This window comes from Zobellella endophytica (assembly GCF_003012775.1).
GTDB lineage: Bacteria > Pseudomonadota > Gammaproteobacteria > Enterobacterales > Aeromonadaceae > Oceanimonas > Oceanimonas endophytica.
Genome location: NZ_PXYG01000013.1, coordinates 18,567 through 39,915 on the forward strand (window position 1 = coordinate 18,567; position 21,349 = coordinate 39,915).

Here is a 21,349-nt window from a genome sequence, read left to right on the forward strand (position 1 = left end):
CTCCGGGACGGGTCCCTCTAGTCCTTCTTACAGAATTTCTTCCACATGGATCCACTGGCGGCGTTCGGCCGACAGGGCGATGGCGTCGAGCACCCGGGAGACCTGCCAGCCTTCCTCGAAGTCGGGCCACAGGGGGCTGTCTGCGGCGATGCCGTCCACCAGATCGCGGATCTCCACGGTTTTCTGATCGTTGAAGCCGAAGCCGTGGCCGGCACTGATGCAGAAAGCCGCATAGTCCGGGTGCTCCGGGCCCAGCAGCAGGGTCTTGAAGCCCTGGCGCCCCGCGTCGTCGTCGTGCCGGTAGAGCTTGAGCTCGGCCATCCGCTCCTGGGTATAGCTGATGCTGCCCCGGGTGCCGGTGATCACGTAACCGAGGCCCATCTTGCGGCCGCAGGCGATGCGCGAGGTCTCGATCTGGCCCATAACGCCGGATTCGAAACGCAGCAGGGCGTGGGCCTGGTCTTCGTTTTCCACCGGCAGCAGCCGGGACGGCTCGCGCGGGTCCGGGCGCTCGCTGATAACGGTCTGCATATCGCCGCTCACGCTGGCGATCTGGGTGCCCACCAGGTAGTGGGCCATGTTGATGATATGGGCGCCGAGGTCGCCCAGCGCCCCCAGGCCGGCGCTTTCCTTGCGACAGTGCCAGTCCAGCGGGGTGGCCGGGTTGGCCATGTAATCTTCATTATGGGTGCCGTAGAAGTGCACCACCTCGCCGATCTCCCCCCGCTCGATGATCTGGCGCGCCAGCCGGGTCGCGGGGTTCTTTATGTAGTTGAAGCCCACCAGGGTCTTGACCCCGGCCCGGCGGGCCGCTTCCACCATTTCGGCAGCGTCGCGGGTGCTCAGCGCCAGTGGTTTTTCGGAATAGACGTGTTTACCGTGGGCGATGGCGGCCAGGGCCATTTCCTTGTGCAGGAAGTTGGGGGCGCAGATGTCGACTACATCGATGGCCGGGTCGGCCACCAGTTCGCGCCAGTCGCCGGTAGAACGGCTGAAGCCCAGGCTCTCGGCCTGGCGCGCCGCAAGCGCAGGGGTCACCTCGGCCAGCATCTCCCGCACCAGTTGCCCCCTGAGCGGGAACACCACCGGCGCCTGGGCGTAGGCGATGGCGTGGCAACGCCCGATATAACCGGTCCCGATCAATCCCACCCGCACTTGCTGCATCGTTAACTCCTCGATTGCTGGCGCCAGGCTGGCTTCGCCACTCTGGCCGTCACATTTCATTGGCTTATTTATACGAAACAATTATTTCATTATCAACCAAACGTGAAATATTTATATGTAAATGTGATGTAGCACGCACTTCTCGGCCGTCCGGCCGGGCCCCATCTCTCCCCCTTGTCAGCCCCGTATTTCAAAAGCCCTTTTATATCAATCCTCAAGGATGGAACAGGGCCCGTCGGCAACGGAAATATACATTCCATAAGAAATATAGAAAAAACAAATACTCGTTTCAAAAAATCCATACCCCGGCCAACGGGTTCCCGCCAGGCCATGAATCAAAGGAAAAACACCTGATTTAACGCGGCTTTTATGGCATTCCCGCCCCGCTTTCGGAGCAAGGATGGCCGCGTCGATCGGGAATATTTTTGCTAGCTGAATCGATTAACCACAAAATGAAATGTTTATTTCGGTGCAATATTTCATTTACACTGGGTACAGGATCGCCGGCAGCGGGCCGGGCGAATAGCAATCTTCAGAGAGCCATCATGTCAGCACCGAACACTTATTCCGAGTTACAGGATGTGATCCGCAGCCGCTACGGCGAACTCAGCAAACGGCTGCAGCAGGTTGCCGCCTATGTGCTCGACAACACCAACAGCGTCGCCTTCGACACCGTGGCCATCATCGCCGAACGGGCCGACGTGCCGCCTTCCACCCTGATCCGTTTCGCCAACGCCTTCGGCTACAGCGGTTTCAACGACATGAAGCAGGTGTTCCGCCGTCACCTGGTGGAGGAGACCGCCAACTATACCGACCGGGTGCGGTTGTTCCGGGAGCTGGAAGAGCAGGCCGCCCCCGAGCGCCCCGAGGAGATCCTCAACGAATTCGCCCGGGCCAATGCCCAGGCGCTGCAGCAACTGGCGGCGCAGACCTCGGCGGAGGATCTGAACAAGGCGGTGCTGGCCCTGGCCGAGGCGGAAAACATCTACGTCATCGGCCTGCGCCGCTCCTTCAGCGTCGCCACCTACCTCACCTACGCCCTGCGCCACCTCAACCGGCGCGCCTTTCTTATCGACGGCCTGGGCGGCATGTTCAAGGAGCAGCTGGAACTGATCGGCCCCAAGGACGTGGTGGTGGCGATCAGCTTCTCGCCCTACGCCCAGGAAACCCTGGCACTGACCGAAACCGCCGCCAGCGTGGGCGCCAGGCAAATAGCCATCACCGACAGCCAGGTCAGCCCCCTGGCCTCCTTCGGCGATATCTGCTTCGTGGTCAAGGAAGCCCAGGTGGACGCCTTCCGTTCCCAGTCCGCCAGCCTGTGCCTGGTGCAGAGCCTGGCGGTGTCCCTGGCCTTCCACGACGACAGCAATCAGAGCGATAAAAAAAAACGCGCTAACGCGCGTTTTTGAGTAAGGACCTGTTTGAGATCTTTGCTAAACCTGTCTGTTGAGCCCCATCGAAGCGGCAACAGAGTCACCTCCTCCGACGCGCTGCAAGTACGTCCATGTAAGCTCGGAAATGCCGTCGCTGGCATTTCACGGTCGGCGGAGGCGCTCCCTGTTGCCTTTCCCTGACCACCGAGCCTAGCTGAGGGCAACACCGACAGGCGCCGCCATCAAACATAAGGCCGCATTGCGCGGCCTTGTTGGATTTATCTGTCCAGCATATTGTGAATATCTTCGTCGCTGGTATGGCGCACGTCCTTGCCCTTGACGAAGTAGATGATGTATTCGCAGATGTGCTGCACCCTGTCTCCCACCCGCTCCAGCGACCGGGCGCACCACAGCACGTTGAGCACGTGGGGGATGGAACGCGGATCTTCCATCATGAAAGTCATCAGCTCGCGGATGATGGACTCGTATTCCCGGTCCACCTTGTCGTCTTCCTTGTGTACTTCGATGGCCGCTTCCACGTCCATGCGGGCGAAGGCGTCCAGCGCCTCGTGCAGCATCTTGACGGTACGCCGGCCCATGTTCTCCATCGATACCAGCGGCGGCTGCTTCTTGTTGGCGTTGTCGAGCAGCATCATGCCGATGCGCTTGGCCACGTCGCCGATGCGCTCCAGATCGGTGATGGTCTTGATGATCGCCAGCACCAGGCGCAGATCCGAGGCCGCCGGCTGGCGTTTGGCGATGATGCGGGTGCACTCTTCGTCAATCTGTACTTCCAGCGCGTTGACCTTGTGATCGTTAACCACTATCTGCCGGGCCAGATCCATGTTCTGTTCATGAATGGCGGTGATGGCGTCGGCCAACTGCTGTTCGACCAGGCCGCCCATCACCAACACCTGGTTGAGCACGCCTTCCAGCTCCACGTTGAACTGGCCGGAGATATGTTTTTTCAGGTTGTTCTTGTCCATCAATTCTGTGCTCCTTAACCGTAGCGCCCGGTAATGTAATCTTCCGTCTTCTTCTTGCTGGGCGTGGTGAACAGGGTGTTGGTATCGGTGTATTCGATAAGCTCACCCATGTACATGAAAGCGGTATAATCCGACACCCGCGCCGCCTGCTGCATGTTGTGGGTCACGATCACCACGGTGTACTGGCTCTTGAGGGTGTTGATCAGCTCCTCGATCACCAGAGTGGAGATCGGATCCAGCGCCGAGGTCGGCTCGTCCAGCAGCAGCACTTCCGGCTCGATGGCGATGGCCCGGGCGATCACCAGCCGCTGCTGCTGGCCGCCGGACAGGCCGAAGGCGTTGTCGTGCAGCCGGTCCTTCACCTCGTCCCACAGGGCGGCGCCACGCAGGGAGCGCTCCACCGCCTCGTCCAGCCGGCGGCGATCGTTGATACCCTGCAGCCGCAGGCCGTAGACCACGTTCTCGTAGATCGACTTGGGGAAGGGATTGGGCCGCTGGAACACCATGCCCACCCGGCGGCGCAGGGCCGCCACGTCCACGCCCTTGCCGTAGATGTTCTGGTGGTGCAGCAGGATTTCTCCCTCAATGCGGCAGCTGTCCACCAGATCGTTCATCCGGTTGATGCTGCGCAGCAGGGTGGACTTGCCGCAGCCGGACGGGCCGATGAAGGCGGTGACCTGGCCCTTGGCGATCTTCATATTGACGTTGAACAGCGCCTGCTTCTCGCCGTAGAACAGATTCAGATCCCGCACTTCCAGTGCGATCTGCTCTTCGCTCAGGTGGCTCACGTCGAGCACGACGTCCTGGTTCATGGTGGGTGCTACGTTAATCATCTTGTTACCTCAAAGCTATGGCTGTCTTGATCACTGGTCAAGCGAGCGGAATTTTTCGCGCAGGTGGTTACGGATACCGATGGCGGTCAGGTTGAGCCCCACGATCACGGTCACCAGCAGGAAGGAAGTCGCGTACACCAGGGGCCGCGCCGCCTCCACATTCGGGCTCTGGAAGCCCACGTCGTAAATATGAAAGCCCAGGTGCATGAACTTGCGCTCCACATGCAGGTAGGGGAAGTTGCCATCCACCGGCAGGCTGGGCGCCAGTTTCACTACCCCCACCAGCATCAGCGGCGCCACTTCACCGGCGGCCCGGGCGATGGCCAGGATAAGGCCGGTCATGATCGCCGGGCTGGCCATGGGGATGACGATGCGCCACAGGGTTTCCGCCTTGGTGGCCCCCAGTGCCAGCGAGCCCTGGCGTACCGCGCTGGGAATCCGCGACAGGCCTTCTTCGGTGGAGACGATCACCACCGGCAGAGTCAGTATGGCCAGGGTCAGGGCCGACCACAGCACCCCGGGCGATCCGAAAGTGGGCGTGGGCAGGGCTTCCGGATAGAACAGCCGGTCGAGAGAGCCGCCCAACATGTACACGAAAAAGCCAAGGCCGAACACCCCGTACACGATGGAGGGCACGCCCGCCAGGTTGATCACCGCGATGCGGATGATCTTGGTCAGGCTGTTCTTGCCTGCGTACTCGTGCAGGTAGATGGCCGCCACCACCCCCAGCGGGGTGACAATGATGGCCATCAGGATCACCATGAACACGGTGCCGAAAATCGCCGGGAAGACGCCGCCTTCGGTGTTGGCTTCCCGCGGCTCGCCGGTGATGAACTTGCCGATCTGCTGGAACCAGTGGCCGGTTTTGGCCATGGGCCCCATGTCGTTGGGCCAGGCCACGTCCAGGATCTCGCCGAGCGACAGGGTCACTTCCTGGCCACGCATGTCGCGGATCACCACGTTATCGCGGCGGGCCTGGTCACGCATGGCGAACAGCTCCCGCTCCAGCACCTGGTAGTCGGCGCGCAGCTGCTGCTCCCGGGCCTGGATGCCGGCAATGGCTTCCTCGGTGGCGTTGCCCTCCAGCTCCAGCTTGCGCTGTTGCAGACGCAGCTTTTCCAGCTGGAAGTTGATCTTGCCGATGTCGCCCCGCTGCAGGCTCTTCATCCGGTCGTTGAGCTCGAGCACCCGCTCGATACGACGTTGCAGCTGCTCACGCACATCCCCGCCCACGGCCCGATCGCCTTCCAGCACCCGTTCCACGTAGCCGTAAAAGTTGCCGTGGTTGGAACGTTCGATCACCGCCAGCCCGGCCGGGGTTTCCCGGGAGACAATATCGGTTTCCAGCAACCAGCGGAAATCGAGCGGCACGAACTCCCGGTTACCGGTTTTGATCAGGTAGCGATCCAGAGTGTCTGAAGTCACCCCTTCCAGGCTCAGCCCCGAGCCGCGCAGCTGGGCCACGGGCACGGTTTCCCGGTCGTGGATTTCGCCGATCACCGTATGGCGCTCCCCCTCGGGCGACGTCAGTTGCCATTCATAGATGGTATGGGGCCAGAAATAGGTGAGGCCACGCCAGCCGATCAGCAGCAGCAGGCCGAGTACCGCCACCAGGCTGAGGCTGACGGCACCGCCGGTCAGCCAGATCCAGGGCGCCCCTGATTTGAACCATTTACTCATGAGTCGTCTCGCCCCTTACATTGAGCTGTATTTGTCACGCAGTCGCTGACGAACGAATTCCGCGACCGTGTTGAACATGAAGGTGAACACAAAGAGCACGAAGGCCGCCAGGAACAGCACCCGGTAATGGGAGCTGTTCACTTCCGCCTCCGGCATTTCCACCGCGATGTTGGCGGCCAGGGTACGCATGCCGTTGAAGATGCTGAAATCCATCACCGGGGTATTGCCGGTGGCCATCAGCACTATCATGGTCTCGCCCACGGCCCGACCCAGGCCCATCATCACCGCTGAGAAAATACCGGGGCTGGCGGTCAGCATCACCACCCGGATCAGGGTCTGCCAAGGCGTGGCGCCCAGGGCCAGGGAGCCGTTGGTCAGGTGCTTGGGCACCGAAAACACCGCGTCTTCGGCGATGGAGAAGATAGTGGGAATGACCGCGAAGCCCATGGCGATGCCCACCACCAGGGAGTTGCGCTGGTCGAAGCCGATGCCCAGCTCGTTGGTGAGGAAGCCGCGGGCGTTGCCGCCGAAGAACAGGTTCTCCACCACCGGGCTGAAGGCGAAGGAGGCCCAGCCCACCAGGATCACCACCGGCAACAGCAGCACGCTCTGCCAGCCCTCCGGCACCGCGTCCTTGATGTGCTTGGGCAGGTGATGCCAGACGAAGGCCATCAGCAGGATCGACAGCGGCAGCATCACCAGCAGGATGACTATACCCGGCAGGTGGGTCTCGATCAGCGGCGCCAGCCAGAGCCCGGCCAGGAAGCCGAGGATAACGGTGGGCAGCGCCTCCATGATCTCCACCGTCGGCTTGACGACCTTGCGCAGCCCCGGCGACATGAAGTAGGCGGTATAGACGGCGCCGGCGATGGCGATGGGCACCGCGAACAGCAGCGCGTAGAAGGCGGCCTTGATGGTGCCAAAGGAGATGGGCACCAGGCTCAGCTTGGCCTCGAAGTCGCTGCTGCCGGAGGTGGACTGCCACACGTACTGGGGCTCGGGATAGCCTTCGTACCAGACCTTGGTCCACATGGCGCGCCAGGTCACTTCCGGGTGCTCGTTTTCCACATGGAAGCTGGACAGCCGGTCACCCTCGAGCACCAGCAGCAGGCTGTTGCGCGGGGACATGGCCAGGGCGGACACGGACTCGCCGGCCAGCTTGCCGGAGAACAGCCGCGAGCCGCCGGTGGTGTGGAAAATGTCCAGGCTGCCATTGTCGGAAACGGTGGCGAAGCCCTTGCGGTTCAGTTCCGGCGCTATCCGGCTGATACGGCCTTCGGCCTGGAACTCACGGATAAAGGTGAATTCACGCTTGCCGTCCCTGGTCACCTCGAACCACTGGGACACCGCGCCATTGTCGTTGGCGACCAGCAGCGAGTTGCCGCCGGACAGCAGGGTCATGGTGGTGATGTTGCCGCCGACGGCGTTCATGTCGAGCACATTGCGCAGCCGCACCTTGCCGATGTTGCGCACGTCGTAGATGGACACCTCGTTGCCGCTGCGCGCGAACAGGAAGCGCAGGTTGGGAGTCAGCAGCAGTTGGTCCACCTGCTCGGGCAGGCCGGGGATGGCCACCTGCTCGGGCGCCAGCTCGATCTCGCCGGTAATGAAGTTTTCCTTGCCGGAGAAGCGGGTCAGAATGCCACTGCCGTCGGCGGTCACGGCCGCCGCCAGCAGGTCGTTACCGTTCTGGGCGAACGCCAGCCGGCTCAGGCTGCGGCCCTGCTCGTCCAGCACCAGGGGAGCCTCCCCGAAGGGATAGACGGCTTCGGGGATGATGGTCCGGATATTGTCCGGATAACTGACGTTGAACTTGGGCGCCACCACCCGGAAGCGGCCGTCGTCCTGACCATAGGCCACCATGTTGCCGGACTGGCTGCGGGCCACGCTGGTGATGTTGCCGGGAATGCGGATACGCTGCAGGTGCTTGCCTTGCAGCGGCAGGGAGTAGAAATTGACCTCCCCGTCGTCGTTGAAGCGATAAACCAGCTCGTTCTGCTCTTCCACCCCCAGCAGCACCGTCTCGCCGCCGCCCGCCAGGGTCAGCTGCTGGCCGGGTTCAACGCGGGCGCCGTCGAAAATCGGCTTCACCACGTACAACAGGTAAAAGAAGATCAGTAGCAGGGCAACCAGCACCAGTATCCCACCGGTGGTTACCCCTATTTGCGCCAGCCTGTCTTTCAGCCAGCGTCCCTTGCTGCCCGACAGCGCTATGGTTTGGGTTTCGGTTGACATCAGTCACCTCGATAGATTTCCAGTTAGCGGCATTATATGGCGCACAGATGACAGTTTTGTTACACCCGGGCAGGCAAATGGCAGTCTGTTAAAACAAACAAAAGGGTGTATCTTAAAAGTGCCCAACAGCGAGGAGAATGCCTATGAAAACCCTGGTCGCCACCCTGATAGGTCCCGACAAGACCGGCCTGGTCAAACAACTGGCCGCCCTCATCAAACAGCATCACGGCAGCTGGCAGGCCAGTGCCATGAGCGAGCTGGCCGGCCACTTCGCCGGCATCGTCGAGATCCGGGTGCCCGAGGAGCACAGCCAGGCGCTGAGCCGGGCCCTGACCCAGTTGCCCGAGTTCCAGGTGCAACTGGTGGAAGGCCAGGGCAAGGCCCCCCAGGGCCAGAGCCTGACCTTGACCGTCACCGCCAACGATCGCCTCGGCATCATCGACGAGGTCACCGATATCCTCAACAGCCTCAATATCAGCGTCAAGACCCTGAAGACCGACAGCCACCCGGCCCCGGTCACCGGCATCATGCTGTTCGAAGCACAGAGCACCCTGATCCTGCCCCACGGCCAGACCCTGGGTGACCTGCAGGCCCGGCTGGAAGCCCTGAGCGACGATCTGGTGGTCGACATCGACATTGCCTGAGCCGTCACAAAAACGTCATAAAACTCTGTCATAAAAGTGGCTTGAAACTGACATATCCCGATGACAGGAATAATAATGAGCACGGACAAATGGTATCTGGACAAGGAGCTGAGCTGGCTGTCGTTTAACGAGCGGGTGCTGCAGGAAGCCATGGACAAGAGCGTCCCCCTGGTGGAACGGGTGCGCTTCCTGGGCATCTTCTCCAACAACCAGGACGAGTTCTTCCGGGTCCGGGTGTCCGACGTCAAACGCCAGGTGATGATCGACGCGGATCAGGGCAAGACCAACGGCGCCGCCTCCCTGCTCAGGAATATCCAGCAGAAGGTGATCAAGCTCTCCAACACCTTCGACGAGGTCTACAAGGAACTGATCGTCACCCTGGCCCGGCAGAACATCTTCCTGCTCAACGAAAACCAGCTGTCGCCCGAGCAAGAAGCCTGGGCCAAACGCTACTTCGAGGACGAAGTTCGCGCCTACCTGTCCCCCATCATACTGCGCGCCGAGATCGATCCGGTGCGCTTTCTCAAGGACGAGTACACCTACATCTGTGTGGGCATGATCAAGGACGAGGAGCGACATTACGCCCTGGTGGAAATTCCCACCGACGTGCTGCCCCGCTTCGTGGTGCTGCCGCCGGGCAAGAGCCGGCGCAAGAAAAGCATCATCATCATGGATAACGTGATCCGCCTGTGCCTGAACGAGCTGTTCGCCGGCTTCTTCGAGTACGACGACATCCACGCCTACTCCTTCAAGATGACCCGGGACGCGGAATACGATCTGTCCGATCAGCTCGATCAGAGCCTGCTCGAGAAGATGAGCGACGGCCTCAAGCAGCGCCTCACCGCCCTGCCGGTGCGCTTCGTACACGACCGGGAAATGCCGCCGGAGATGGTGCAGACCCTGGTGCGCAAGCTCAAGATCCAGGGCCACGACGCGGTGATGTCCGGCGGGCGCTACCACAACTTCAAGGACTTCATCGGCTTTCCCAATGTCGGTCGCAAGCACCTGGTGAACAAGCCACAGCCTGCGCTCAAGTGCCGGGAGTTCCAGGACAGTCCCTCTTCCTTCGATGCCATCCGCCGGCGCGACATCCTGCTGTATTTCCCCTATCACAGCTTCAGCCACGTCACCGAGTTCATCCGCCAGTCCTCCTTCGACCCGGCGGTGCTCAGCATCAAGATGAACGTGTACCGGGTGGCTTCGCTGTCGCGCATCATGTATTCGCTGATGGACGCGGCCAACAACGGCAAGAAGGTGACCGTGGTAATCGAGCTGCGTGCCCGTTTCGACGAGGCGGCCAACATCGAGTGGGCCAAGCGGCTGACCGAAGCCGGCATCGGCGTGGAGTTCGGGGTGCCGAGCCTCAAGGTGCACTCCAAGCTGTGCCTGGTCACCCGCCGCGAGGGGGAGCAACTGGTGCAGTACGCCCATGTGGGCACCGGCAACTTCAACGAGAAAACCGCCAACATCTACACCGACTTCTCGCTGCTGACCGCCAATCCGGAGATCACGGGCGAGGTGGCGGCGGTGTTCGACTTCATCCGCCAGCCCTATCGCCGGGTCAAGTTCAACCACCTGCTGGTGTCGCCGCTCAATTCCCGGCGCGGCCTGTACAGCATGATCGACGCGGAGATCGCCAACGCCCGCCAGGGCCTGCCCGCCGGACTGGTGCTCAAGCTCAACAACCTGGTCGACAAGGGCCTGATCAACCGTCTCTACGGCGCCAGCCAGGCCGGGGTGAAGATCGATCTTATCGTGCGCGGCATGTGCTCGCTGGTGCCGGGAGTGGAAGGCGTCAGCGACAATATCCGCGCCATCAGCATCGTGGACCGCTACCTGGAGCACCCGCGGGTGATGGTGTTCCACAACAACGGCCAGCCGAAGGTCTATATTTCCTCCGCCGACTGGATGACCCGCAACCTGGACTTCCGGGTAGAGGTGGCCACCCCCATCCTGGATCCGGAGCTGCGCCAGCGAATTATCGATATCCTCGATATCCAGCTCAACGACACCACCAAAGCCAGAATTTTGGACTTCGAGCAAACGAATCATTATGTCGAGCGCGGTAACCGGCGTAAAATCCGTTCCCAGACCGTTATTTATGACTATCTCAAGGCTCTGGAGGGATAACCGCGCATGACCGATCAGTACGTTGCCACCATCGATCTCGGCTCAAACAGCTTCCATATGGTGATCGCCCGCTACCACGGCGACAGCCTGCGCATCGTGGACCGCCTGAAAGAACGGGTTCGACTGGCCGACGGCCTGGACGATGTAAACCTGCTCAGCCAGGAGGCCATGGAGCGCGGCCTGGCCTGCCTAAGGCTGTTCGGGGAGCGCCTGCGCGGCTTTCACGCCACCCAGGTACGGGTGGCCGGCACCTTTACCCTGCGCGAAGCCGCCAACGCCCAGGAATTCGTGCGCCAGGCACAGCAGGTGCTGGGTTTTCCCATCGACATCGTCAGCGGCAACGAAGAAGCGCGCCTGATCTACCAGGGCGTGGCCCATACCCAGAATACCCAGGGCCAGGTGCTGGTGATCGACATCGGCGGCGGCAGCACCGAACTGGTCATCGGCCGGGATTTCGACTGCAAGCTGGTGTCCAGCCGCAGCATGGGCTGCGTGAGCTTCACCCGCAAATACTTCGCCGACGGTCGCCTTACCGAGGAGAACTTCGAGCAGGCCATCGAAGCGGCCGAGTACCAGCTGGTGCCGGTGATGGGCCGCTATCTGGGGCTGGGCTGGGACCAGGTGCTGGGCAGTTCCGGCACCATCAAGACCCTGCTCGAAATGTGTTCGGCCGTCACCCAGGAGCCGGTGATCGACCTGCCCGGGCTGCTGCACATCAAGACCCAGCTTACCGCCGCAGGCAGCCTGGACAAGGTGGACATCCCTGGCCTGAGCGAGGATCGCAAGCCGTTGATCGCCGCCGGGCTATCGATACTGCTCGGGGTGTTCCGCAGCCTCAACCTGGATAAAATGGGTTTTTCCGACGGAGCCCTGCGCGAAGGCCTGCTGTATACCTTTTTCGGCCGGGTCAAACACCACGACATTCAGGTCAACACCATACTGGCCCTGAGCCAGGAGTACGCCATCGACACCCGCCAGGCCGAGCGGGTAAAGCAGACGGCACTCTCGCTGTTCGATCAGGTCCGCGACGGCTGGCAGCTGGACAACGGCTTTGTCGACCTGCTGGGTGGCGCCGCCCTGCTGCACGAGGTCGGGCTGCATATCAACTTCACCGGCATCCACCGGCACTCCGCCTATATCCTGAGCAACGCCGATCTGCCCGGCTTCACTCAGGAAGAGCAGAAAGCCCTGGCCGCCCTGGTGCGCTTCCACCGCAAGGCGCTCAAGCTCACCGAGCTGGAGCCGCTCAACTACCTGCCGGAGCGGCAGCTGTTTCGCCTGGTCCGGCTGCTGCGGCTGGCGGTGGCGTTGAACCGCCGCCGCCAGGACGGGGTACTGCCACCGTTGCCGTTGACCCTGGCCGCCGACGACGAGCTGCGCCTGAGCCTGCCCGCCGACTGGTGCGACCGGAACCACCTGCTGCTGACCACCCTGGAGCGGGAGCAGGCCTATCAGGCCAAGGTGGACTGGAAGCTGGAGCTGGTCAGGGTATAAGTTACGACTCGGCCGCCCGTTGTTTGGCGGCCTTTTTTTCCGCCCGACGACGCTTGAAGAAAGCGCTTAGCTGGGTGGAGCAGGCCTCGGCCAGCACCCCCTGCTGCCAAGCCACCTGGTGGTTGAGGCCCGGGGTGGCCAGCAGCCGCAGCACCGAGTCCACCGCCCCGGTCTTGGCATCAAAGGCGCCGTACACCAGCCGCCGGATACGGCTGTGCACCATGGCACCGGCGCACATCATGCAGGGCTCCAGGGTCACGTAGAGGGTGGCGTCCAGCAGCCGGTAGTTGCCGAGCGTCAGCCCGGCCTGGCGCAGCGCCATGATCTCTGCATGGGCGGTGGCGTCGTGGCTGCCGATGGAGCGGTTCCAGCCCACCCCGACGCACTCGTCATTCAGCACCACCAGGGCCCCGACGGGCACCTCGCCTTCCTGCTCCGCCCGCGCCGCCAGCGCCATGGCCTGGGTCATCCAGTATTCGTCTCGTTCGTTCATCACCGCCTCCGTAGGCCGCGTATTATGGCAAAAGCGGCCCCGGCTGCAAGCCGGGACGGGGCCCGTCGGGTAGCTCCGGTAAGGAAAGCGATGAAAAAACGCAACAATGTCCAAGAAAGCGCCAAACGCACCAAAATTGCAAAAAGGGGCTTGCAGCGGGTGCGGGCCATCTATATAGTGAGCCCCACTTCGGCGTGTAGCGCAGCTTGGTAGCGCACTGTCATGGGGTGTCAGGGGTCGGAGGTTCAAATCCTCTCACGCCGACCAAAATACCCTTGAAAAACCCACCTTACGGTGGGTTTTTTATTGCCTGTCATTTTTCGTCCCGGCCACTCAGGCCCGGTATTCCATCAGTATCACCGGCACCCGCCTGCCCCGGCGTTCCAGCTCCCGCTGCTCCAGGGCGACGAAGCTCATGGCCTCGAAGAACGGCTGGGCGGTAATGCTGGCTTCACAATAGAGACGGGACAGCCCGTGGGAGGCGGCTTCGGCTTTCAGCCGCTGCATCAGCGCCCGGCCGATGCCCTCGCCCTGGCGGGCATGGTGTACGTAGAACAGATCGATGCGGCCATCCTCGTCCAGCTCGGCAAAGCCCAGCAGAAACTTGCCGTCCATCGCCACCAGCGGCCGGGTGCGGATGAAACGGCTGACCCAGCGCGGCTCGTCATATTCATCAGGAGCCCACACCGCCAGCTGGCTTTCACTGTAATCAGCCTGGTTGATACGGTGCACGGTGTCGTGGAACAAACGCCAGATACTGCCCGTCTCACCGCTGCGGATCTTCCTGATTTCCATAATGACTCCTGCCTGTGCCTGTGGCCTCTATCTAGCCACAGTTGAAAGCAAGAAAAAAGCGGCTTGCGCGCCGCTTTGTCATATTTATTGCACAAACAACCGGTTTCAGCCCTGTTCGGGCACCCGCTGCCGGTGTTTCGGCAAATTGAGGGAAATCAGTGCCGCCAGCAGCAGGAAACCGGCGGAAATCCACAGACAGGCGGTCAACCCGGCCTGCTGGTAGACCCATCCCGACAGCACAGTGCCGACGAGCCGCCCCATGGCGTTGGCCATGTAATAGAAGCCCACGTCCAGGGAGACCCCGTCTTCCCCAGCATAGCTGACGATCAGATAGCTGTGCAGCGAGGAGTTGACGGCAAACAGCGCCCCGAACAGCAAGAGGCCGCCGAGCAGGGTCCATTGTGGATGGAACCCGGCCCCCAGTCCGAGGGCGATCAGCGCCGGAGTCAGGGTCAGTATCAGGGCCCAGCCGAAGGCGGTTTTGCCGTCGGGCACCCTGCCCGAGCGCTTGCCGGTAAAGTAAGGCGCGAACGACTGTACTACCCCGTAGCCGATGATCCAGAGCGCCAGGAAGCCGCCGATCCGCCAGTGATCCCAGCCGAACTGGCTGGCCAGGAATACCGGCAGCGCCACCACGAACCACACATCCCGGGCGCCGAACAGGAACATCCGCGCCGCCGAAAGGGCGTTGATGGCACGGCTCTTGGAAAAGATATCGCGAAACTTCGGCTTGGCTTTTGCCCGACCCAGATCCTGTTTCAGCATGACGACGCTGAACAGCCACACCAGGGCCAGCACCGCCGCCATGGCGCCGACGGCCCCGGCGAAGCCGAGCAGCGCCAGCAGGGCCCCGCCGAGGAAGAAACCCGCGCCCTTGAGCGCGTTCTTGGAGCCGGTGAGGATGGCCACCCACTGGTAGAGGGTGCCCTGGGCATCCTTCGGCACCAGCAGCTTGATTGCGCTCTTGGCGCTCATCTTGTTGAGATCCTTGGCGATGCCCGACAACGCCTGGGCCGCCATCACCCAGGGCACCGTCAGCCAGGCCGCCGGTACCAGCAGCATGGACAGCGCCACCACCTGCAGCGCCAGGCCGATGTTCATGGTCTTGTTTAGGCCCATATGGGCACCTAACCAGCCGCCCACCAGGTTGGTGATCACCCCGAAGATTTCATAGAACAGGAACAGCAGGGCGATCTCCAGCGGGCTGTAACCCAGGCCGTGGAAGTGCAGCACCACCAGCATGCGCAGGGCACCGTCGGTGAGGGTAAAGGCCCAGTAGTTGCCGGTGACCAACAGGTACTGACGGATCTCGGGGGACAGGGTGGCCAGCATCACCACTTACCCCGCCCGGTCCAGCCGGCCCACCTTGCGCATCAGCTCGGCGGTGCGGTTGGCGTAGCCCCATTCGTTGTCGTACCAGGCGTACAGCTTGACCTGGGTGCCGTTGACCACCATGGTGGAGAGTGCGTCTATGATGCTGGAGCGCGGATCCGTCTTGTAGTCCACCGACACCAGGGGCCGTTCCTCATAGCCGAGGATACCCGCCAGTTCGCCTTCCGCCGCCGCCTTGAGCAGGGTGTTCACCTCCGCCTCGGTGGTGGCCTGCTCCACCTCGAACACGCAGTCAGTGAGCGAGGCGTTGGCCAGCGGCACCCGCACCGCATGGCCGTTCAGCTTGCCCTTCAGTTCGGGGAAGATATGGGTGATGGCGGTGGCCGAGCCGGTGGTGGTGGGAATAAGGCTCTGGCCGCAGGCCCGGGCCCGGCGCAGATCCTGGTGGGGCGCGTCCAGTATGGTCTGGGTGTTGGTGATGTCGTGGATGGTGGTCATGGAGCCGTGGCGGATGCCCAGTTGGCCGTGGATCACCTTGACCACCGGTGCCAGGCAGTTGGTGGTGCAGGAGGCGGCGGTCACGATGGGGTGCAGCGCCGGATCGTAGAGGTGATCGTTCACCCCCATCACCACGTTGAGCACGCCCTCTTCCTTCACCGGCGCCGTCACCACCACCCGCTTCACCCCCTGATCCAGGTAGGCCTGCAGCAGGGCCTTGCTCTTCATCTTGCCGGAAGCCTCGATCACCACGTCGCAGCCGGACCAGTCGGTATCGGCTATGGCCTTGTTGCGGGTGCAGGCAATGCGCCGGTTGTCGATGATCATTTCTTCACCGATGGCCCGCGCCTCCCGGGTCCAGCGGCCGTGCACCGAGTCGAAGGTGACAAGGTGCGCCAGGGTGGCGGCGTCACCGGCCGGATCGTTGATCTGCACGAACTCCACGTCGTCCCATGCCCAGGCCGCGCGCAGCGCCAGCCGCCCCATGCGGCCGAAGCCGTTGATCCCTACCTTGATGGTCATTGCTACTACCTCCCTCTTTCAATATATTTTGTGCCAGCCCGCAGTGCTGTCGGTTTGTCGCCGCTCCAGACTGACCTGAACAGACAACATCCATGCCTAAACAGGCGGACAAAGCGAACGGCGCCGCCGACCGTCACATGCCAGGGATGGCATGTGCCGAGCGATACATGGATGTACCGAGCGTGTCGGCGGAGTTGGCCCTTTGGCCGACTTTTCCATCCCTACGTTACATCCGGTTGAATCAATTCGCCCCTTACGCCTACCCGACCGAGCTTGCCAGCGCTTCGATATAGCTCAGGTGGGCCGGCAGGCACAGGGCCTTGGGCCGCAGCGCCTGCACCCGTTGCACCGCCTCACTCAGCGGCACATCCAGGGCCAGCAGGATAGTCGCCGCCATCAGGCCGGTACGGCCCGAGCCGCCCTTGCAGTGGATGGCGATATCCCGGCCCTGGGCCAGCAGTGCCAGCACCCTATCGCGCGCCCCGGCCCAGGCCTGCTCGAAGGCGGCCTCGGGGGCCGCGTCATCCTCCACCGGCAGGTGGAACCAGGCCAGCTCCAGCTCCTCACACAGGGCCGGCATGGCGGTGACCCGGTTCTTTTCCATCTCGGCCCCGGGCATCAGAGTCAGCACGGCGCCGGCGCCGGCCTGGCGCAGCTGTTCGAGTGAGGCGTCCAGCGCCGCCTCTTTGGTACCCGGGCAAGGGGTGAGGATCAGACGGCCCCGGCCTTCGCCGAGGGACAGATAGTCAAAAGGGTGTTGCGACATCGTCTTTCCTTGATTGTCCATTGATTAAATCAGTTATAGGCGAACCAGTGCCGGGTGCGGTTGGCGATGGCCACCAGCGACAGCATCACCGGCACTTCCACCAGCACTCCCACCACGGTGGCGAGCGCCGCCCCCGAGTGCAGCCCGAACAGGGAGATGGCCACCGCCACCGCCAGCTCGAAGAAGTTGGAGGTGCCTATCATACAGGCCGGTGCGGCGATGTTATGGGGCAGCTTCATCGCCCGGGCGGCGGTGTAGGCAATGGCGAAAATGCCGTAGGTCTGGATCAGCAGCGGGATGGCGATCAGCACGATGGTCTGGGGCTGGGCCAGAATGGTGGGCGCCTGGAAGCCGAACAGCAGCACCACGGTCGCCAGCAGGCCCGCCACCGACAGCGGCTTGATGCGCTGGATAAAGTGTTGCAACTGTTTACCGTCGCCACGCTGCGCCAGCCGCCGGCGGGTATAGATGCCGGCCGCGAGCGGCAGCACCACATACAGCAGCACCGACCACAGCAGGGTGTCCCAGGGCACCGTGATGTCGCTTACCCCCAACAGGAAGGCGGCGATGGGGGCGAAGGCGAACACCATGATAAGGTCGTTCACCGACACCTGCACCAGGGTGTAGTTGGGATCTCCGCGGGTGAGCTGGCTCCACACGAACACCATGGCGGTGCAGGGCGCCACCCCCAGCAGTATCATGCCGGCGATGTATTCCCCGGCGGACTGGGGGTCGACCCAGTCGGCGAACAGCACCCGGAAGAACAGCCAGCCCAGGGCCGCCATGGTGAACGGCTTGATCAGCCAGTTGACCGCCAGGGTCAGCAGCAGGCCCCTGGGCTTTTTGCCCACGTCCTTGATGGCGGAAAAGTCGATCTGCACCATCATGGGGTAGATCATCACCCAGATGCACAGGGCCACCACCAGGTTGACGTGGGCGAATTCCAGCCCCGCCACCAGGGCGAAACCATCGGGCAGCAGGCTGCCCAGGGTGACGCCGGCCAGGATACACAGGCCGACCCACAGCGACAGGTAGCGTTCGAATACTCCCATTCCTTTACCTCGATGAGACTGAAAACATGCGGAAAAAAGAATATACGAAAAATCAAATATGTAAACCACTAAAAAACCCCGGTGATCCCGGGGTTTGGCATGCAGATGGGCGTCGAATGGCTTAGTTCAGGCCCAGCTTGGCCAGGTCGGCTTCGATAACGGCGGCGGGCACCGGCACGTAACCGTCCTTGTCCACGATTTCCTGACCCTGCTTGGACAGCATCAGCTTGACGAACTCGGCTTCCATCGGGCCCAGCGGCTCGTTGGGGTGCTTGTTCACGTAGACGTACAGGAAGCGGGACAACGGGTATTCGCCGCTGATGGCGTTGTCGGCGTTGGCTTCGATGTAATCGGTGGAGCCGGCTTCCGCCAGGGGCACGGCGCGCACGCTGGAGGTGCTGTAGCCCAGGCCAGAGTAACCGATGGCGTTCAGGGAAGAAGAGACGGACTGCACCACGGAGGCGGAGCCGGGCTGTTCGTTCACGTTGTTCTTGAAGTCACCCTTGCACAGCGCTTCATCTTTGAAGTAACCGTAGGTGCCGGATACGGAGTTGCGGCCGTACAGCTGCACGTCGCGGCTGGTCCAGTCACCGGAGAGACCGGTCTGGCCCCACTTGGTGATCTGCTCGGCCATGCCGCAGCCCAGGGTGCTGGAGAAAATGGCGTCGACCTGGTCGATGCTCAGACCTTCGATCGGGTTGTCTTTATGCACGAACACCGCCAGGGCATCGATGGCGACGCGAACCGGGGTCGGCTTGTAGCCGTAGCGCTTTTCGAAGGCTTCGATTTCGTTGCTCTTCATGGCCCGGCTCATGGGGCCGAACTGGGCGGTACCCTCGGTCAGGGCGGCGGGAGCGGTGGAAGAACCGGCGGCCTGGATCTGTACGTTGACGTTGGGATAGCTACGTTTGAACTCTTCGGCCCACAGGGTGGCCATGTTGGCCAGGGTGTCGGAACCCACGGAAGACAGGTTACCGGAGATACCGCTGACTTTTTCATAGTCGGGCAGAGAACTGTCCACCGCGGCCAGGGCAGAGGTGGAAGCCAGGGCGGCAGTCAATCCAAGCGCGCTTACCAGTTTGTTCAATTTCATCCTTAATCTCCAATCTGAGTTCGGTCTTTCAAGACGCGGCCAGTATTGCCGCCGGTGATGACAACTATATGAACCGAAGGTGACGCTTTTATGACAAGAAAACAGAAAGCGGGAAGCGGGAAGCGGGATCTTCGCTCCCACGTGGCGGCATGGGAACGAAAAAATACCGGACCTGTCAGGCGATTTCCCGGTTGGGGCTGTCCAGCACCAGCAGGCGTTCGGGCAGGCTGAAGCTGAAACAACTGCCCTCCCCCGGGCGACTGCGGATCTCGAGATGGGCATCGTGGTGGCCGAGGGCATGCTTGACGATGGCCAGCCCCAGGCCGGAGCCGCCGGTCTGCCGGCTGCGGGCCTTGTCGACCCGGTAGAAGCGCTCGGTCAGCCGGGCGATGTGCTCCGGGGCGATGCCTTCGCCATTGTCGGTCACCGCGAAGCGGCCCTGGTACCCCACCCGGCCCCATTCCACCCGGATCTCGGTACCGGCCGGGGAATGACGGATGGCGTTGTAGACCAGGTTGGAAATGGCGCTGCGCAACTGCTCCTGATCGCCCCTCACCTTGAGACCCGCGTCGACCTCGAAGCTGAACCGGTGGCCCTTGTCGGCACTCAGCGCGACCGCCTCCTGTTCCAGCATCATCAGCATGGCCGGCATATCGACAATCTTGCCGAGATCGATGGTGGGCGATGCCTCGATGCGGGTCAGGGTCATCAGCTGATTGACCAGGGCGTCCATACGCAGGGTCTGCTCCAGCATCACCTTCTGGGTCTTGTGCCACATCGGCCCGGGCGGCAGCTCCTCCAGCATTTCCAGGTAACCCTTGAGTACCGTCAGCGGCGTGCGCAGTTCATGGGACACGTTGGCCACGAAGGACTTGCGCATCTGCTCCAGGCTTTTCAGCCGGGTGACGTCACGCACCACCAGCATGGCCTGATCTTCCGCATAGGGCATGATGCGGCATTCCAGCAACTTGTCTTCGTTGACCGGTGACGGCAGCTCCAGCGGCTCACGAAAATCGGCCCGCTTCATGTAGGTGATGAACGCCGGGGTGCGGATCAGGTTGCCGATATGCTGTCCGGCATCATCGGGCCAGCGGAATCCCAGCAACTGCTGGGCCAGCTTGTTGCACCAGATGATGCTGCCGTCGCGCCGGATCACCACGGCGGCGTCCGGCAGGGCCTCGGCCCCTTCCCGGAAGCGGCGCACCAGGTTGGCCAGCTCCCGCCGGCGCGCTCGCTGGCGCTGCTGCAGCCGGTAGATGCCGTTGAAGATGACTTCCCAGCTGCCCGTGCCCTCGGGCGGTACCAGGCTGCGGTCCCGCCACAGCCAGACCGCCAGCTTGTGCTGAAAACGATAATGCCAGGCCAGGTGCAGGGAGGTGGCTACCAACAACCCCAGCGCGATGTCGCCGATGGCCAGGCCAAGCAGAAAAAACACCAGGTAGTAGAGGATTAATCGCCACCATAAACCATGGCCGGAGTCGTGTAGCTGCATGCAAGCCTCATAGGCGCGTTGAAAAACGGTAGCCGGCACCACGCACAGTCTGGATCAGCTTGTCGTGTCCCGACTCCGACACCGCCTTGCGCAACCGCCGGATATGCACGTCCACGGTTCTGTCTTCCACATAGACGTTGGTGCCCCACACATTATTGAGCAACTGCTCGCGGCTGTATACCCGCTCCGGATGAGTCATGAAAAAGTGCAACAATTTGAATTCGGTCGGGCCCATGTCGAGCTGCAGGTTGTTGGCGCTGACCCGGTGGCTGACCGGATCCAGCTTCAGCCCCTGCACCTCGATGACGTCTTCCACCGAGGTGGGAGCTACCCGGCGCAGCACCGCCTTGAGCCGGGAGGTCAGTTCCTTGGGGGAAAACGGCTTGGTGATGTAATCGTCGGCGCCCACGTCCAGGCCTTTGATCTTGTCTTCTTCCTCGGCCCGGGCGGTGAGCATGATCACCGGGATCTGGCGGGTCAGTTCGTCCTGCTTGAGGTGCTTGATCAACTGGATGCCGCTGCCGCCGGGCAGCATCCAGTCGAGCAGGATAAGCTCGGGATAGGGTTCCTTGATCAGCGACAGCGCCTGGTCGTAATCTTCCGCTTCCTGGGTAGCGAAGCCTTTCTGCTCCAGCACGAAACACAACATTTCGCGGATCGGCGCCTCATCCTCTACCACCAGTATTTTCCGTGTCATTCTTCAACTGCCTCTTAATTCGGGTCTTGTCGGTGTATCACCCATTATTGGAAGCAAGTATGACATTTTT

Annotated in this window: 18 protein-coding genes and 1 tRNA gene; 5 read left to right on the forward strand and 14 right to left on the reverse strand. The window is 62.2% G+C overall.

Annotated elements, in window-relative coordinates:
- Nucleotides 1–27: 27 nt before the first annotated feature.
- Entirely contained in the window at nucleotides 28–1,164 is a 1,137-nt protein-coding gene (locus C7H85_RS18800) for a Gfo/Idh/MocA family protein (protein ID WP_106731247.1), read from the reverse strand.
- A 545-nt stretch (nucleotides 1,165–1,709) separates the two neighbouring features.
- On the opposite strand from C7H85_RS18800, the gene C7H85_RS18805 reads away from it, so the two are divergent.
- A complete protein-coding gene (locus tag C7H85_RS18805) occupies nucleotides 1,710–2,573 on the forward strand; it encodes a MurR/RpiR family transcriptional regulator (RefSeq protein WP_106731248.1) in 864 nt (287 codons plus the stop codon).
- A 242-nt stretch (nucleotides 2,574–2,815) separates the two neighbouring features.
- On the opposite strand, the gene phoU is transcribed toward C7H85_RS18805, so the two are convergent.
- From phoU to C7H85_RS18825, 4 genes are read right to left on the reverse strand one after another with little or no spacing between them, the layout of a single operon-like run.
- Nucleotides 2,816–3,523, reverse strand: coding sequence for a phosphate signaling complex protein PhoU (gene phoU / locus C7H85_RS18810; RefSeq protein ID WP_106731249.1), 708 nt, complete (start codon nucleotides 3,521–3,523; stop codon nucleotides 2,816–2,818).
- A 14-nt stretch (nucleotides 3,524–3,537) separates the two neighbouring features.
- Complete coding sequence (pstB, locus tag C7H85_RS18815; RefSeq protein ID WP_106731250.1) at nucleotides 3,538–4,356, reverse strand: phosphate ABC transporter ATP-binding protein PstB; 819 nt, start codon at nucleotides 4,354–4,356, stop codon at nucleotides 3,538–3,540.
- Nucleotides 4,357–4,386: 30 nt separating this feature from the next.
- Nucleotides 4,387–6,036, reverse strand: a complete 1,650-nt coding sequence (gene pstA, locus C7H85_RS18820; RefSeq protein WP_106731251.1) for a phosphate ABC transporter permease PstA — start codon at nucleotides 6,034–6,036, stop codon at nucleotides 4,387–4,389.
- 15 nt (nucleotides 6,037–6,051) lie between these two features.
- Nucleotides 6,052–8,271 (reverse strand): ABC transporter permease subunit, encoded by a 2,220-nt coding sequence (locus tag C7H85_RS18825; protein WP_106731252.1) that lies wholly within the window; start codon nucleotides 8,269–8,271, stop codon nucleotides 6,052–6,054.
- Between the two features lie 143 nt (nucleotides 8,272–8,414).
- Between C7H85_RS18825 and C7H85_RS18830 the strand changes: the two genes are divergently transcribed.
- The 3 genes from C7H85_RS18830 (at nucleotide 8,415) to ppx (ending at nucleotide 12,539) form a co-directional block, all read left to right on the forward strand.
- Entirely contained in the window at nucleotides 8,415–8,915 is a 501-nt protein-coding gene (locus C7H85_RS18830; RefSeq protein ID WP_106731253.1) for a glycine cleavage system transcriptional repressor, read from the forward strand.
- 75 nt (nucleotides 8,916–8,990) lie between these two features.
- Nucleotides 8,991–11,045, forward strand: a complete 2,055-nt coding sequence (gene ppk1, locus C7H85_RS18835; RefSeq protein ID WP_106731254.1) for a polyphosphate kinase 1 — start codon at nucleotides 8,991–8,993, stop codon at nucleotides 11,043–11,045.
- Nucleotides 11,046–11,051: 6 nt separating this feature from the next.
- Entirely contained in the window at nucleotides 11,052–12,539 is a 1,488-nt protein-coding gene (ppx, locus tag C7H85_RS18840) for an exopolyphosphatase (RefSeq protein WP_106731255.1), read from the forward strand.
- 1 nt (nucleotide 12,540) lies between these two features.
- On the opposite strand, the gene tadA is transcribed toward ppx, so the two are convergent.
- Complete coding sequence (tadA, locus tag C7H85_RS18845; RefSeq protein ID WP_106731256.1) at nucleotides 12,541–13,032, reverse strand: tRNA adenosine(34) deaminase TadA; 492 nt, start codon at nucleotides 13,030–13,032, stop codon at nucleotides 12,541–12,543.
- Nucleotides 13,033–13,222: 190 nt separating this feature from the next.
- On the opposite strand from tadA, the gene C7H85_RS18850 reads away from it, so the two are divergent.
- Nucleotides 13,223–13,299 (forward strand) — tRNA-Pro (locus C7H85_RS18850).
- A 66-nt stretch (nucleotides 13,300–13,365) separates the two neighbouring features.
- Here C7H85_RS18850 and C7H85_RS18855 read toward each other — a convergent pair.
- From C7H85_RS18855 to phoB, 8 genes are all read right to left on the reverse strand, one after another.
- Entirely contained in the window at nucleotides 13,366–13,827 is a 462-nt protein-coding gene (locus C7H85_RS18855; protein ID WP_106731257.1) for a GNAT family N-acetyltransferase, read from the reverse strand.
- Nucleotides 13,828–13,932: 105 nt separating this feature from the next.
- A complete protein-coding gene (arsJ, locus tag C7H85_RS18860) occupies nucleotides 13,933–15,159 on the reverse strand; it encodes an organoarsenical effux MFS transporter ArsJ (RefSeq protein ID WP_425445085.1) in 1,227 nt (408 codons plus the stop codon).
- A gap of 6 nt (nucleotides 15,160–15,165) precedes the next feature.
- Nucleotides 15,166–16,179, reverse strand: a complete 1,014-nt coding sequence (locus C7H85_RS18865) for an ArsJ-associated glyceraldehyde-3-phosphate dehydrogenase (RefSeq protein ID WP_106731259.1) — start codon at nucleotides 16,177–16,179, stop codon at nucleotides 15,166–15,168.
- A 259-nt stretch (nucleotides 16,180–16,438) separates the two neighbouring features.
- Nucleotides 16,439–16,945, reverse strand: coding sequence for a phosphatase domain-containing putative toxin (locus tag C7H85_RS18870; RefSeq protein ID WP_106731260.1), 507 nt, complete (start codon nucleotides 16,943–16,945; stop codon nucleotides 16,439–16,441).
- 29 nt (nucleotides 16,946–16,974) lie between these two features.
- The gene (gene arsB / locus C7H85_RS18875; protein ID WP_106731261.1) at nucleotides 16,975–17,997 is read right to left on the reverse strand and encodes an ACR3 family arsenite efflux transporter; all 1,023 of its coding nucleotides are present in this window, start codon (nucleotides 17,995–17,997) and stop codon (nucleotides 16,975–16,977) included.
- Between the two features lie 121 nt (nucleotides 17,998–18,118).
- Complete coding sequence (locus C7H85_RS18880; RefSeq protein WP_106731262.1) at nucleotides 18,119–19,090, reverse strand: PstS family phosphate ABC transporter substrate-binding protein; 972 nt, start codon at nucleotides 19,088–19,090, stop codon at nucleotides 18,119–18,121.
- 175 nt (nucleotides 19,091–19,265) lie between these two features.
- Nucleotides 19,266–20,582 (reverse strand): phosphate regulon sensor histidine kinase PhoR, encoded by a 1,317-nt coding sequence (gene phoR / locus C7H85_RS18885; protein WP_106731263.1) that lies wholly within the window; start codon nucleotides 20,580–20,582, stop codon nucleotides 19,266–19,268.
- Between the two features lie 7 nt (nucleotides 20,583–20,589).
- Nucleotides 20,590–21,279, reverse strand: coding sequence for a phosphate regulon transcriptional regulator PhoB (gene phoB, locus C7H85_RS18890; RefSeq protein WP_106731264.1), 690 nt, complete (start codon nucleotides 21,277–21,279; stop codon nucleotides 20,590–20,592).
- Nucleotides 21,280–21,349 lie beyond the last annotated feature (70 nt).